The following is a 12,960-nucleotide window of genomic DNA, read 5'->3' on the forward strand; positions in this document are numbered from 1 at the left end:
GCCGGACGTCTCACGGATGACAAGGGGACACCAGCTATGTCTTGCGAGTCCGCGCTGTGCGAGAGTACGGTTCTCATAATCGGAAGGATGATTCTTGATGACCGTGGACCATCTCGCGCTTCCCGCTGACCGCGCTGAGGACACCGCCGGAGACCGCGCATGAGAACGGCTGTCGTGACGGGTGGCGCCTCCGGCATCGGAGCCGCGATCGCCGAGCGCCTGCGCGCCGACGGCCTGCAGGTGGCCACCATCGACCTGAATCCCGGTGACGAGAAGTTCGCCTATGCCGCCGACGTCACCGACCGCGCCGCGATCGACGCGGCATTGAATGACATCCGCGCGGAACTCGGTCCGGTCACCGTGCTGGTCAACGCCGCCGGCCTGGACCGGTTCAAGAAGTTCACCGACTTGACCTTCGAAGACTGGCAGAAGGTCATCGACGTCAACCTCAACGGGGTGTTCCACTGCGTGCAGGCGGTGTTGCCCGACATGATCGAGGCCGGCTGGGGGCGCATCGTCAACATCTCGTCGTCGAGCACCCACTCCGGCCAGCCGTTCATGGCGCCGTACGTCGCGGCGAAGTCCGGAGTCAACGGACTGACGAAGTCGCTGGCGCTCGAGTACGGCCCGCACGGCATCACCGTCAACGCGGTACCGCCCGGCTTCATCGACACCCCGATGCTGCGTAAGGCCGAAAAGCGCGGCTTCCTCGGCGACACCGCCAAGCAGATCGAGGCCACGCCGGTACGACGGATGGGCCGGCCGGAGGACATCGCCGCCGCCTGCGCGTTCTTCATCTCGGAGGAGGCCGGCTACATCACCGGTCAGATCCTCGGCGTCAACGGCGGCCGCAACACCTGAACTAGACCAGCACTACCCCAGACCGGCGAGCACATCGAAAGGAACCAGACTATGGGACGCGTTCAGGGGAAGGTCGCCTTCATCACCGGCGCCGCGCGTGGGCAGGGACGCAGTCACGCGGTACGGCTGGCCGAGGAGGGCGCCGACATCATCGCGGTGGACTTCTGCGAGGACTTCAGCACCGTCGGCTATCCGATGGCCACCCCCGACGATCTCGAGGAGACGGCGGCCTTCGTGGAGAAGACCGGTCAGCGCATCGTCACCGCGAAGGCTGACGTCCGGGACGCCGCTCAACTGCGCGCCGCGCTGGAGTCGGGTCTGGCCGAGTTCGGCAAGCTCGACATCGTGGTGGCACAGGCGGGTATCGCCGCGATGAAGGGTCAGCCGCCGATGCAGGCGTGGACCGACGGCATCAACACCAACTTCGTCGGCACCATCAACGCCATCCAGGAGGCGTTGCCGCATCTGCAGGAGGGTGCGTCGATCATCGCGACCGCGTCGGCCGCCGCGCTGATGGACGCACACAACAAGCCCAACCCCGGCAACGACCCGGGCGGCATGGGTTACATGGTGTCGAAGCGGCTGATCTCCGAGTACGTGCACTACCTCGCCACGGAGCTCGCGGTGCGCGGGATCCGGGCCAACGTCATTCATCCGACCAACTGCAACACCGACATGTTGCAGAGCCCGCCGATGTACAAGTCGTTCCGGCCGGATCTGGAGAACCCGACACGCGCCGACGCCGAGCCTGTTTTCAGTGTGCAGCAGGCGATGAAGGTCAACTACATCGAGCCCGAGGACATCAGCAACGCGGTGCTGTGGCTGGCCTCGGAGGAATCGCGCTACGTCACCGGTATGCAGTTGCGCGTGGACGCCGGTGGCTACCTGAAGTGGTACGACTACCACGTCTGACCAGACAGCGACCGGGGTTGAAAAGGAGAGGCCGTGAAGGTTCGGGTTGATTCGGAGCGCTGCCAGGGACACACGCTGTGCGCGATGATCGCGCCAGAATCGTTCGAGCTCAGTGACATTGACGGAACGTCGTCACCGGTCAACGAGATCGTGCCGCCCGACCAGGAGGCTGCGGTCCGCGAAGCTGTGCAGTCGTGCCCGGAACAGGCCATCTCGATCGAGGAATAGCCCGCGCAGAGGGTCCGTTCGCGGATCTGCCACAACGGAAACGAAAGCACAGGAGACGAGAGCTTGAGTGTCGACGACGTCGTGAACGGCACCGCCGACGACAGCCGCAAGAAGAACGCCTACTACTTCGACCGGCACACGCCCGAGTACCGGCTGCAGTTCGAGAAGATCACCGAGGAGATGCACGCCAAGTGCCCCGTCGCGTGGTCGGAAACCTACGGCGGTCACTGGGTTGCGGCCGGCAGCAAGCAGGTGTTCGAGCTGGCGCGCTGCCCTGCGGTGTCGAACCATCACGACATCTCGGGTGAGACGCCGTACCAGGGCATCACCATCCCGAAGGCCAGTCGCGCCACCGTGGTTCGCGGCGGCATCCTTGAGATGGACGAGCCCGAGCACAGCGCGTACCGCGGGGCGCTGAACCCGTATCTGTCTCCGGCGGCGATCAAACGGTGGGAACCGTTCATCGACGAGATCACCCGCGCCGCACTCGACGAGCACATCGGGTCCGGACGCATCGACTTCGTCGACCACCTGGCCAACGTCGTGCCGGCGGTCCTGACGCTGGCGATGATGGGCATCGAGCTGAAGAAATGGAACGTCTACAGCGAGCCGACCCACGCGTCGGTGTACACGCCCGAGCATGCGCCCGAACGCGAGAAGATCAACGAGCAGCACCGCGAGATGGGCATCGATCTCATCAACAACATGATGGAGATCCGGGCGAACCCGCGACCCGGGTTGGTGAACGCGTTGCTGCAGTTGCGGATCGACGGCGAGCCCGCGCCCGACATGGAGATCCTGGGCAATCTCGGTCTGATCATCGGCGGCGGGTTCGACACCACCACGGCCCTGACGGCGCACGCGCTGGAGTGGCTCGGTGAGCATCCCGACCAGCGGGAGCGGCTGAGCCGCGAACGCGACTCCCTGCTCCACCCTGCCACCGAGGAGTTCCTGCGGTTCTTCACGCCCGCCCCCGGGGACGGCCGAACGTTCCACGAGGACGTCGAGGTCGAGGGGCAGCAGTTCAAGCAATACGAACGGCTCTGGCTGTCCTGGGCGATGGCGAATCGGGACCCGTCGGTGTTCGACCAGCCCAACAAGGTCATCCTGGACCGGAAGGGCAACCGGCACTTCAGTTTCGGTATCGGCGTCCATCGGTGCGTCGGCTCCAATGTGGCGCGCACGGTGTTCAAGTCGATGCTGACCGCGGTGCTCGACCGGATGCCGGACTATGTCTGCGATCCCGAGGGGACCGTGCACTACGACAGCATCGGCGTGATCCAGGGCATGCGCAATCTGCCGGCCACCTTCACCCCGGGCTCGCCGCTCGGCCCCGGTCTGGACGAGACCCTGGACAAGCTGCAGCGCATCTGCAATGAGCAGGAACTGGCCCGGCCCATCACGGAGCGCAAAGAACGTGCTGTCATCGACTAACTGTCCCGATCCGGCCCGACGCGCGTGCTGGAAGTGGTTCGATGGATGCGGTCGGCGGTTGGCAGGAAGGCGGCACAGGTCATGAAGCTCAGCGGGATCGCGGTCGTGATGAACTTGCTGGTTGCGATGGCGATGCTGTTGGCGTCGCCGTCGTCGGCGCAAATGCGGTTCGGGAACTACGATCTGCTGACCAATCGGTACGACCGGGCGTCGTGGTTCTGGTTCGTCACGTTGTGCATTCCGGAGAAGTCCACCGACTGTGTCGATGTCGGCGGTCGGCCGCGGTTGGCGTTCTACGCTCGCTACGACGCCAAGGCCTATCTGGTCGACGGCCGCTACTCGTTCACCGTCGATGTGCCCGACGGCCTGCGCTGTCCCGGTTACAACATGCCCACCCGCGACACTTATTCGTGGGATGCGGTGACGCTGTTCGGCACCATCGATTCGAAGTTCGACGTGGGCTGCTTCAACGGCCCGCCCGGAAGCCAGTTCTGGACCTTCAAGCTGCAACGCCTCTAGCCCGGGTCACAACAGGGCATAGCGCCGGCGAATCCCGTGGAACCGCGCCCACATCTGCGTGCGACGTTGCTCGGGTGTCACCGTCACTGTCTCCGGCGGTAACACGTCGGCGAGTTCACAGCTCTTGACCAGCCGGGTGGTCAGGGTCGCCGCCGCGCCGTTGAGCATGTGCCGGTAGGTGAGATTGCCCCGTTCGAACCCCTGGGTGTCCAGCCAGTTGTGGTAACCGGGATCCGCGTGGGCGAGCACCAGACGCACCGTGCCGTCGGCGTCGACGGCCGTCCGACTCGGGGTGTAGCTCACCGGGCGGTAGAGAAAGTCCATGCTGGTGAAGAACACGCCCATGTTGGTCAGCATCCACAGACCGTCGTGGGCGGGGAACTCGACGACCAGCGCCTCGTCGGAAGCCAGCCGCCAGTGCATGTTGACCGCTGCGCGCCCGCGCTTGGCGTCGTCGGCATCGGGATCGACGGCCGGGAACGTGTTCGGGTGTTCGGCGTCCACTCCCCCACGGGTGAACGGGAATTCGGGCCAGTCCCGCATCATCCCGGTCAGGAAATCACCGGCCCACTCGATCGCCTCGATCGTTTCGGCGGCTGTCGGGAGCGGCTTGGGCGACGCCATGTCGGTGCGTTCGATCTGCATCCGGGCGGGGATTTCGTCCCAGGAGTCGAAACCCTGGCGGATGAACAGTTTCCGCGACCGAGCCGTTGTGGGCAGCCAGTTCGGCCCGCGTTCGGGTCCGCCGATGTACACCTCGAACGAACCGTCGGCCGCGGCGGTGAGCTGTGCACCGGTCAGGTTGGTCTCGGGAGTGTCGCCGAACGGTTCGTGCAGCACCCCGTCGTGGTCGGGTCGGTGACCCTGCACGGTGATGTTGAGAAACCGCGCCGAGCCGAGGGACCCGGCAAGGCGGTAGACGGAAGAACCGTCGATCCATGCCTGTTGGTAGGTGAAGTCCGCACAGTCCCCACCGAGTTTGCGTGTCGGTCCGCAGAATGCGTGCAGGTCCGGATATCGCGTGTCTCTGGTCTCGAGCGCGAGATCGAAGGCCTGGCCGAGGTTCTGGGTGAGGAAGCGAAAGCCGTCGACCCGGTGCAGCTCGGAGCTCGCATTGTGGTCGGTGAAGACCTGCTCCCCCGCTTCTTTGAGTCGGTCACAGAACGCCACCCAAGCGGCGTGTAGTTCCGTATCGGCGGGGCCGTCACCGAGTGCCATCGCCGCTCTCCGGAATGTGCCCCAGTAGGTCGGAGACCACCTCACATGCACGACGGGCGGCGGTCAAGCGTCCCTCGGCGTCGATCCGGGGCCCGATCAACTCGAGGTCGAAGCCGCCCGCGTAGCCCGAGTTCAGCACCTGGGTGAGGATCGGTTCCAGCGGTATGGCGCCGTCACCCGGTACGGCCCGAGCCGGTAGGCAGCGGTCACCGAGGACGTAGTCGCTGAGTTGGATCATCTCGGTGCGGGGCAGCGCACGCTCGAGCAGGGCGGGGAGGTCGGCTTCGGCCCAACAGTGGAACAGGTCGATGCAGACGCCGACACCAGCCATCTCGGCCAATCTGACGGTATCGGTCAACGTGTGCGCGATGTGGATGTCCGCATAGAGGCTCGAGGCGTTCTCGATGGCCAGTGCGACGCCGGCGTCCCGGGCCCGGTCCACACCGGGCTGGACGACATCACAGAAGCGGGCCGCCGCCTGCGCCCAGTCCAGACCGGCGCGCCCGCCGGTCAGCATGTAGACGACGCGCGCTCCGACCTCGGCTGCGGAGTCGACGACTCGATTGAGCCCGTCGGCCGAGGCGAACAGGTGGTACACCGTCTCCACCGAATAGTCGTTGGCCGACACGGCTTTCCGCAGTAGCGGATCGGACAGCTCGCTGTCGATCAGGCTCAGCCGCCGGACACCGAGCGCCTCCCAGTAGGCGATCATCTGCTCGGCGTCGGCGCCCAGGAACGTGACGTCGTGCACCGAGAGCCGAGCATCGACGACCATCAGCGCCGCTTCTCGATCGTCACGCCGAACCGCTCGCGGAACGGCCGGAACTCCTCGTGCAGCGCGTCGAGGTCCTCACCGATGTCGGTGAGCACACTCGTCGAGTAGACGAATTTGCCGTGCCGGTCGCCCTTGTTCTCGGCGAGGTAGGTCCGCATCGCCGCCTCGCCCTCCTCGGACAGCTCCCGCCCGCAGAACGCGTAGTAGGAGCGGACGGTCTGCACCGGGTCGGCGACGAAGTCGGTGTAGCGCACGTGCATGATGCGCGGATCGTCGACGAGCGGATGGGTCATGGTGTTGGCGATGCCGGCACGAGTCAGATCCAGATGCATGCGCGCGGCTGCGCGCAGATCCACCGCGCCGACGATTCCCTCGGCGATGTCGGCCATCATCATCGTCCGCGACGCCGCCACCTGCACCGGGTCCCGGTGCAACCACACCAGGGTGGCGTCAGGATAGGCCGTGAAGAACTCGTGCAGCCGGAACCCGTGAAAGCCTTTCAGCACCCACTGTTTCGGGGCTCTTCCGTACTGGCATTGCGCGAGCATCGCCTTGTGGATGCGGTACTGGGCGGTGGCATCTGTGGGCAACCCGCCGACCACGGTGGGCATCGGCACCCGCCACCAGGCCGTGGGGGTCAGCACCCGGAAGTCGAACGCCCAGGTGCGTTCGTCTTCGGGTAGTCCGTCGCCGAGCATGTCGTTGTAGGGGTGGCTGTGCAGCCATTTCGGTATTGCGGCGTTGATCTCGCGCCAGTCGGCGTCAGCACGTGCCCTGCGCGCATCGTCGGGATCCGCGAGGCCCGGCGGCGGTGACGGGTACATCACCTCCCAGAACCGCAGCGCCCGGTTGTGGGGATCCACCGACATCAGGGCGTGCATCAGCGTGGTGCCCGAACGCGGTTCGCCGGTGACGAACATCGGCGCCTCGATGACCTCCTGAGCGAGGGGATACCGGTTGCGGTCCTCGAAGAACTCCAGTCGGGTGGTCAACAACCAGTGGCACACCTCGGCGGCGCGTCCCTGCCCGTCGCCGTCCATCTCGAAGCTGTCGAGCAGGTCCACGGCGAGCGTGAAGCGCTGCTCGAACGTCGGGTCCCCGTAGTCGGTCAGACCGGTGGCCGAGCGTGCGCGCGCAAGCATCACCTCGGCGTCGAGCACTGTCATGAGATCTCTGCGCACATCGCCAATAGTGCGTCCTCGGCCGCTCGCACGTTCGCGGCCGACGCCGCGGCATGGTCGATTCCGGCCATCGCGCCGTAGTCGAGGATCTTGGGCACCCGCAGACCTGCGTCGATGTACTCCTTGACGGTGCGCGCGACCTGTTCGGGCGTGCCGTGGGGCACCATCGCCAACACCATCTCCGGCTCGACGCGGTCGAGGAAGTCCACGACCCTCTCCCGGGTCATGGTCGCGGGGTCGATGTCGTGGAAGCCCTGCCAGTCGTCGCCCATGGGGTGGGCGAACCCGAACGCCTCCAGTGTGGGCGCCGGCACCTGGAGGAGGAAGGACTTCACCAGCGGGGCCGCGAGGATCTCGGCCAGTTCCGCTTCGTCCCGTCCCATGAGGCAGACCTGGATGAAGCACGGGGTGATCGCCATCGGGTCGCGACCGGCCCGGTCCGCCGATTCCCGGACTGCTGCGAGCTTATCGGCGTAGTCCTGAGGTGTCCATGCGCCCGCCGGCCACCATCCGTCGGCATACCGGCCCGCGATGGCCAGTGAGCGCGGACCGCTGGCCCCGATCCAGATCTCCGGGAAATGTCCGTCGTACGGTTCGGCGTCGAGTCGGGCGTGCTGCAGACGATAGAACCGGCCGTTGTAGTCGACCGGGCCCTCACTCTCCCAGAGAAGACGGATGACGTGCAGCGCCTCCTCGAAGCGGCTGACGGGGCGGCTGAAGTCGAAACCGTAGGGTGAGATGTTCTCTTTCTCACCGCTGCCCAGTCCGAGAATGAAGCGGCCCTGCGACAGGTGGTCGATGGTCAGCGCGGTCTGCGCGAGCAGGGCGGGGTGCCGGCGGACGGTGTCCACCACGCTGGTGGCCAACGGCACGTTGGAGGTCAGGACCGCCGCGGCCGCGGCCACGGCCATCCCGTCGAGATGACGGTGCGGAGATGGCGAGACGGTGGCCAGGTCGGTGAACTCCGGGGTCCAGATCGAGTCGGGCCAGAAACTGACCATGTGATCCGGCAGCCAGATGGAGTGGTACCGCCCGTCATCCAGGCTGTGGAGCTGGGTCAGGTCCAGTGGCAGCGTCGTGCGGAGAAAAGCTGCCGGCTGAACCTTCACCTGGAGACCTCTCGCTCAGCGCCGCGGCAGACCCAGAACTTGCTGCGCGATGATGTTGCGCTGGATCTCCGAGGTGCCGCCGGCGATCGTGCCCCCGAAGCTACGGCAGTAGCGTTCGAACCAGCTCGCGAAGTAGTGGTCGAGGTTCATGTGCTCGTAGGGCCCCGACGTCGCGGGGTGCACCAGACCGTCCGGTCCCGCGACGTCGAGCGCCAGACCTTCGATGCGTTGCTCGGCTTCGGCGCCGAGCAGCTTGGGCACCGACACCGACGCCACGTCGACCTCGCCGCGCGCGGCCTTGGCGATGCCGACCGAGCCGAGCAACCGCAGCGCGTGGTAGTCGATGACCGACGACGCCCACGCGTCGCGCTCCAACGCGTCCTTGGGCCGGAAGTCGGCAAGGCAGTTGGCAATTCGGTCGGCGAAGCCCAGCCACATCATGGTGCGCTCGTGGCCCAGCGACCCGTTGGCCACTCCCCAACCACCGTTGAGGGGGCCGACGAGGTTCTCCACCGGCACTCGCACATCGGTGAAGAACACCTCGTTGAAGTCGAGGTTCTCGATTCCGGTCATGTCGGCGAACGGCCGGCACACGACACCCTCGAGGTCGGTCGGGATCAGCAGCACGCTGATGCCCTTGTGCTTCGGGGCATCCGGGTCGGTACGCACGAAGGTCAGCAGGAAATCCGCGTCGTGCGCGCCGGAGGTCCAGACCTTCTGTCCGTTGACGACGAAGTGGTCCCCGTCCCGAACGGCCTTGGTACGCAGCGACGCCAGGTCCGATCCCGCGCTGGGTTCGCTCATGCCGAGCGACGCGGTGCGTTCGCCGCGCAGCACCGGGACCGCCCACTGCTGCTTCTGTTCGTCGGTGCCGAACGTCAGCAGCGAGGCGGCGATGATGTTGACGCCCTGCGGGTTGAAGCTGTGATAGATCCGCCGCCGGCACAGTTCCTCGGCATGGACGAAGGTCTGCAACACCGATGCGTTGCGGCCACCGAACTCCGGTGGCTGGGCCGGCAGCAGCCAACCGTTGTCGAACAGCAGCCGTTGAAAGTCGCGGGCCCACTGCGGCATGTGGGACACCGAGCGCGGGCGTTCCAACGTCTCGGCGGGCGACGGGGTGTGCTCGTCGAGGAAGGCCGAGAACTCGGCGCGGAATTCCTCGACGTCGGCATCAAAGGTCAGCTGCATTGAATTCCTCCGCGATCATGGCGCGATGCTCGGCGGCGCTGCCCAGCATGAGTTCTCCGGCCTTGGCGCGCTTGAGCGCGAACTGCACGTCGTTCTCCCAGGTGAAGCCCATGGCTCCGAAGCTCTGCAGCCCGTGTTGGAACACCAGCGCCTGGCATTCGCCGGCGGCGGCCTTGGCCATGGCGGCGGCCAGACGGCGCCGGGGATCGTCGGCGGCGATCGTCAGCGCCGAGAAGTAGGACAGTGCACGGGCACGCTCGATTGCTATGTGCATGTCGGCGGCCTTGTGCTGGATGGCCTGGAACGTGCCGATCGCGACACCGAACTGCTGGCGGCTCTTGGCGTGCTCGATGGCCAGGTCGAGAATGCGCTGGCACGCACCGACCATGGTGATCGCCATCCCCATCAGCGCGACGTGATGCGCGCGTTCGGTGTCGGCGGGCAGCCGCTCACTGTCGGCGACCTTGACACCGGCGAAAGACACCTCGGACACGTGCAGCACGGGGTCGAACGTCTCGACACGCCGGGTGACGACCTGATCGGCGCCGACGAGGAAGACCCCGGCGGGCGTGCGAACCGCCAACCGGTCGGCACGGTCACCGTCGAGGACGAACCGGTCAGTCCCGTTGAGCACCCAGCCGTCGGCGTCGCGCACGGCGGTGACGCCGGTCAGAACCGCCGCACCGGAGCTCTGCGGATCGAACCGGTCCCCGACCAGCGGCGCGAACTGGGTCAGCGTCGCCAGGAACGGGGTGGGGTCGGTGGCCCGACCGAGCTCCTCGAGCACGATCGCCAGCTCCACGGCGTTCTCGGAGTCGGTGAGCTCGGTCCACCCCGCGTCGAGGTAGCTCTGCCACAGCGGCGTCGGGTCGACGCCGTTCTCGGCGATGTCGCGGATCAGCGAGGCCGGGCATTGCTTGGACACCGCATCGCGTACGGTCTCCTGCCACAGCCGCTGGTCAGGATCGAATTCGAGTAACACCCGTGCGCCTCCTCGGACCGGCAGTGCGACGAGAATAGCATTCTCGTTTGCGATCTCGGCATTCTCGACGTAGGCACATCCATTCTCCGGAAACCGCTGCTGAGCAAGCGACCAGCAGGGATGTCTACCAGCGCAGATGTTAAGCATCCCGCTTGAGAACAGAGTTCTTGCTTATGAAGAACAACGATCTACACTGGGGTGACGACGGTCGCGCCCTCGACCGCCAAGAAGCAAAGGATCAAGCTGCGTGAAGCAATTCGGCGACGGGTCCGGTGGCTACGGTGACGCGGCCACGACGGCTGTACCCGTCATTGACGCCAGCGTGCACATCTTCTGCGAGTCCAACAAAGACCTTCGGAAGAACTTCCTGAGGGAACCTTTCCGTAGCCGCGGCTTCCCGGATTACGAGATGGACTGGTACGGCGCACCGGGCGGCGAGTACGCCGACCGCACCACGGGCCCCGACGGGCAGTACCCGGGTTCCGATCCTGCCGTGGTGGCCAAGCACCTGTTCACCGACCGCGGCGTCGACATCGCGATCCTCCATCCGATGACGCGCGGCATCATGCCCGACCGGCACCTCGGCACGGCGCTGGCGTCGGCACACAACGAGATGATGGTGACGCGCTGGCTGGACCATCCCGAGTTCGGCGAGAAGTTCCGCGGAACGCTTCGGGTCAATCCCGACGACATCGCCGGCGCCCTGCGAGAGATCGACAAGTACAAGGACCATCCCCGCATCGTGCAACTGGGCATTCCCCTGCAGTCGCGCGAGCTGTACGGGAAACCGCAGTTCTGGCCGCTGTGGGAGGCCGCTGTCGACGCCGGAATGCCGGTGGCGGTGCACTTCGAGGTCGGTTCCGGGGTGATGCTGCCCCCGACCCCCAACGGCCTGACCCGGACCTACGAGCAATTCGTCGGGTTCACCGCCCTGAACTTCCTCTACCACCTGATGAACATGATCGCCGAAGGGGTATTCGAAAGAATGCCCGCGTTGAAGTTCGTGTGGGCCGACGGAGCAGCCGACATGCTCACGCCGTTCATGTGGCGGATGGACTGCTTCGGCCGCCCACACTTGGAGCAGACGCCCTGGGCGCCCAAGATTCCCAGCGACTACCTGCCCGACCACGTGTACTTCATCCAGGGCAGCCTCGACGGGCCCGGTGACGTCGACTTCGCCGGAGAGTGGGCCGGATTCACCGGCAAGGACGACATGGTGATGTACGGCTCGAGCTATCCGCACTGGCAGCTCAACGAATTGTCCGTGCCGAAGTCCTACAGCGACGAGCAGCGCGACAAGCTGTGCTGGCGCAACGCGGCGAAGCTCTACGGCCTGGAAGATTTCGCGGCAAGTCCATCCCTGCCGTCCACGGCTGCGGCACAGTAGAGGTAACGAGGAGGCCATCATGAGTGTTACCGCCAATCCACGAACGCCCGCCGCAGAACGCATCGCGGTGCGGTGCGTGGACTCCGACGTCCACCCCACGCCTCGGCGCGGCGAGCTCACCCAGTACATCCCGGAGCCGTGGCGCAGCAAGTACTTCCTGACACGCAAAGTCGGCGAGCAGATCTACTACGACGCACCCGACTACGCGCACTCGTATGCGATGCGGGTGGACTCCTTCCCGTCTGACGGCGAGTTCGCCTGCAGTGACCCGGATCTGGCGTTCAAGCAGCTCATCATGGAGGCGGGCGCGGACATCGCGATCCTCGAGCCCGCCGCGTATCCGGCGCGCCTCCCCGAGGCCCAGCACGCGATGTCGGTCGCGCTCAACGACTGGCAGGCCAACCACTGGCTCGACAGCCACAACAACTGGCACGAGCGGTGGCGCGGGTCGATCTGCCTGGCCATCGAGGAGCCGCAGGACAGCGTCGCCGAGATCGAGCGCTGGGTCGGTCATCCGTACATGGCCCAGATCCTCATCAAGGCCGAACCGCGGCCGTCCTGGGGCAACCCGAAATACGACCCGATCTGGGCCGCGGCGGCCAAGCACGACATCCCCGTCAGCTGCCACCTGTCGCGCAGCCACTACGACGAGCTGCCGATGCCGCCCGTGGGGCTACCGAGCTACAACCACGACTTCATGGTCACGTACTCGCTGCTGGCGGCCAACCAGGTGATGAGCCTGATCTTCGACGGCACGTTCGACCGGCACCCGAATCTGCGGATCGTGTTCGTCGAGCACGCGTTCACCTGGATCCTGCCGCTGATGTGGCGCATGGACGCGCTCTACGAGGCCCGCAAGTCGTGGCTGGAGATCAAGCGCAAGCCCAGCGAGTACGTCAAGGACCACATCAAGTTCACCACCCAGCCGCTGGACTATCCCGAGGACAAGACCGAGCTGACCCGGGCCTTCGAGTGGATGGAGTGCGAGAAAATCCTGCTGTTCTCCAGCGACTACCCACACTGGACCTTCGACGACCCGCGCTGGCTGGTCAAGCACCTGCCCGAGCATGCGCGGGAGGCAGTGATGTTCCGCAACGGCATCGAGACCTACAAGCTGCCGGACACCGTGCCGGCGCTCGAGGGTCAGGTACGGGTCTTCTAGA

At 65.9% G+C, this 12,960-nt stretch carries 13 protein-coding genes; 7 read left to right on the forward strand and 6 right to left on the reverse strand.

Annotated elements, in window-relative coordinates; all coding sequences use genetic code 11:
• Positions 1–159: 159 nt before the first annotated feature.
• The 5 genes from ACAG25_RS02425 (at position 160) to ACAG25_RS02445 (ending at position 3,954) form a co-directional block, all read left to right on the forward strand.
• On the forward strand, positions 160–861 hold the full coding sequence (locus tag ACAG25_RS02425) for an SDR family NAD(P)-dependent oxidoreductase (protein WP_370486673.1): 702 nt from the start codon (positions 160–162) through the stop codon (positions 859–861).
• A gap of 51 nt (positions 862–912) precedes the next feature.
• A complete protein-coding gene (locus tag ACAG25_RS02430) occupies positions 913–1,773 on the forward strand; it encodes a mycofactocin-coupled SDR family oxidoreductase (protein ID WP_370486674.1) in 861 nt (286 codons plus the stop codon).
• A gap of 33 nt (positions 1,774–1,806) precedes the next feature.
• Positions 1,807–2,001: a ferredoxin gene (locus ACAG25_RS02435; protein WP_370486675.1), complete on the forward strand. Its 195-nt coding sequence runs from the start codon at positions 1,807–1,809 to the stop codon at positions 1,999–2,001.
• Between the two features lie 63 nt (positions 2,002–2,064).
• Complete coding sequence (locus ACAG25_RS02440; RefSeq protein ID WP_370486676.1) at positions 2,065–3,435, forward strand: cytochrome P450; 1,371 nt, start codon at positions 2,065–2,067, stop codon at positions 3,433–3,435.
• Between the two features lie 81 nt (positions 3,436–3,516).
• Positions 3,517–3,954, forward strand: coding sequence for a hypothetical protein (locus ACAG25_RS02445; protein ID WP_370486677.1), 438 nt, complete (start codon positions 3,517–3,519; stop codon positions 3,952–3,954).
• A gap of 6 nt (positions 3,955–3,960) precedes the next feature.
• Here ACAG25_RS02445 and ACAG25_RS02450 read toward each other — a convergent pair whose 3' ends face one another.
• Genes ACAG25_RS02450 through ACAG25_RS02475 form a run of 6 tightly spaced genes read right to left on the reverse strand, consistent with a single transcriptional unit; the run spans position 3,961 to position 10,410 of the window.
• Positions 3,961–5,172, reverse strand: coding sequence for a DUF1214 domain-containing protein (locus ACAG25_RS02450; protein WP_370486678.1), 1,212 nt, complete (start codon positions 5,170–5,172; stop codon positions 3,961–3,963).
• A complete protein-coding gene (locus tag ACAG25_RS02455; RefSeq protein ID WP_370486679.1) occupies positions 5,159–5,947 on the reverse strand; it encodes a sugar phosphate isomerase/epimerase family protein in 789 nt (262 codons plus the stop codon). Before ACAG25_RS02455 ends, ACAG25_RS02450 begins: the two co-directional genes overlap by 14 nt.
• Positions 5,947–7,113: a sulfotransferase gene (locus ACAG25_RS02460; protein WP_370486853.1), complete on the reverse strand. Its 1,167-nt coding sequence runs from the start codon at positions 7,111–7,113 to the stop codon at positions 5,947–5,949. Before ACAG25_RS02460 ends, ACAG25_RS02455 begins: the two co-directional genes overlap by 1 nt.
• On the reverse strand, positions 7,110–8,237 hold the full coding sequence (locus ACAG25_RS02465; RefSeq protein ID WP_370486680.1) for an LLM class flavin-dependent oxidoreductase: 1,128 nt from the start codon (positions 8,235–8,237) through the stop codon (positions 7,110–7,112). Before ACAG25_RS02465 ends, ACAG25_RS02460 begins: the two co-directional genes overlap by 4 nt.
• A gap of 15 nt (positions 8,238–8,252) precedes the next feature.
• Entirely contained in the window at positions 8,253–9,428 is a 1,176-nt protein-coding gene (locus ACAG25_RS02470) for an acyl-CoA dehydrogenase family protein (RefSeq protein ID WP_370486681.1), read from the reverse strand.
• Entirely contained in the window at positions 9,412–10,410 is a 999-nt protein-coding gene (locus ACAG25_RS02475; protein ID WP_370486682.1) for an acyl-CoA dehydrogenase family protein, read from the reverse strand. The genes ACAG25_RS02470 and ACAG25_RS02475 overlap by 17 nt, the downstream gene beginning before the upstream one ends.
• A 247-nt stretch (positions 10,411–10,657) precedes the next feature.
• On the opposite strand from ACAG25_RS02475, the gene ACAG25_RS02480 reads away from it, so the two are divergent.
• Positions 10,658–11,797 (forward strand): amidohydrolase family protein, encoded by a 1,140-nt coding sequence (locus tag ACAG25_RS02480; protein ID WP_370486683.1) that lies wholly within the window; start codon positions 10,658–10,660, stop codon positions 11,795–11,797.
• Between the two features lie 19 nt (positions 11,798–11,816).
• Positions 11,817–12,959, forward strand: a complete 1,143-nt coding sequence (locus ACAG25_RS02485) for an amidohydrolase family protein (protein ID WP_370486684.1) — start codon at positions 11,817–11,819, stop codon at positions 12,957–12,959.
• Position 12,960 lies beyond the last annotated feature (1 nt).

It is taken from the genome of Mycobacterium sp. pV006, assembly GCF_041287115.1.
Lineage (GTDB): Bacteria > Actinomycetota > Actinomycetes > Mycobacteriales > Mycobacteriaceae > Mycobacterium.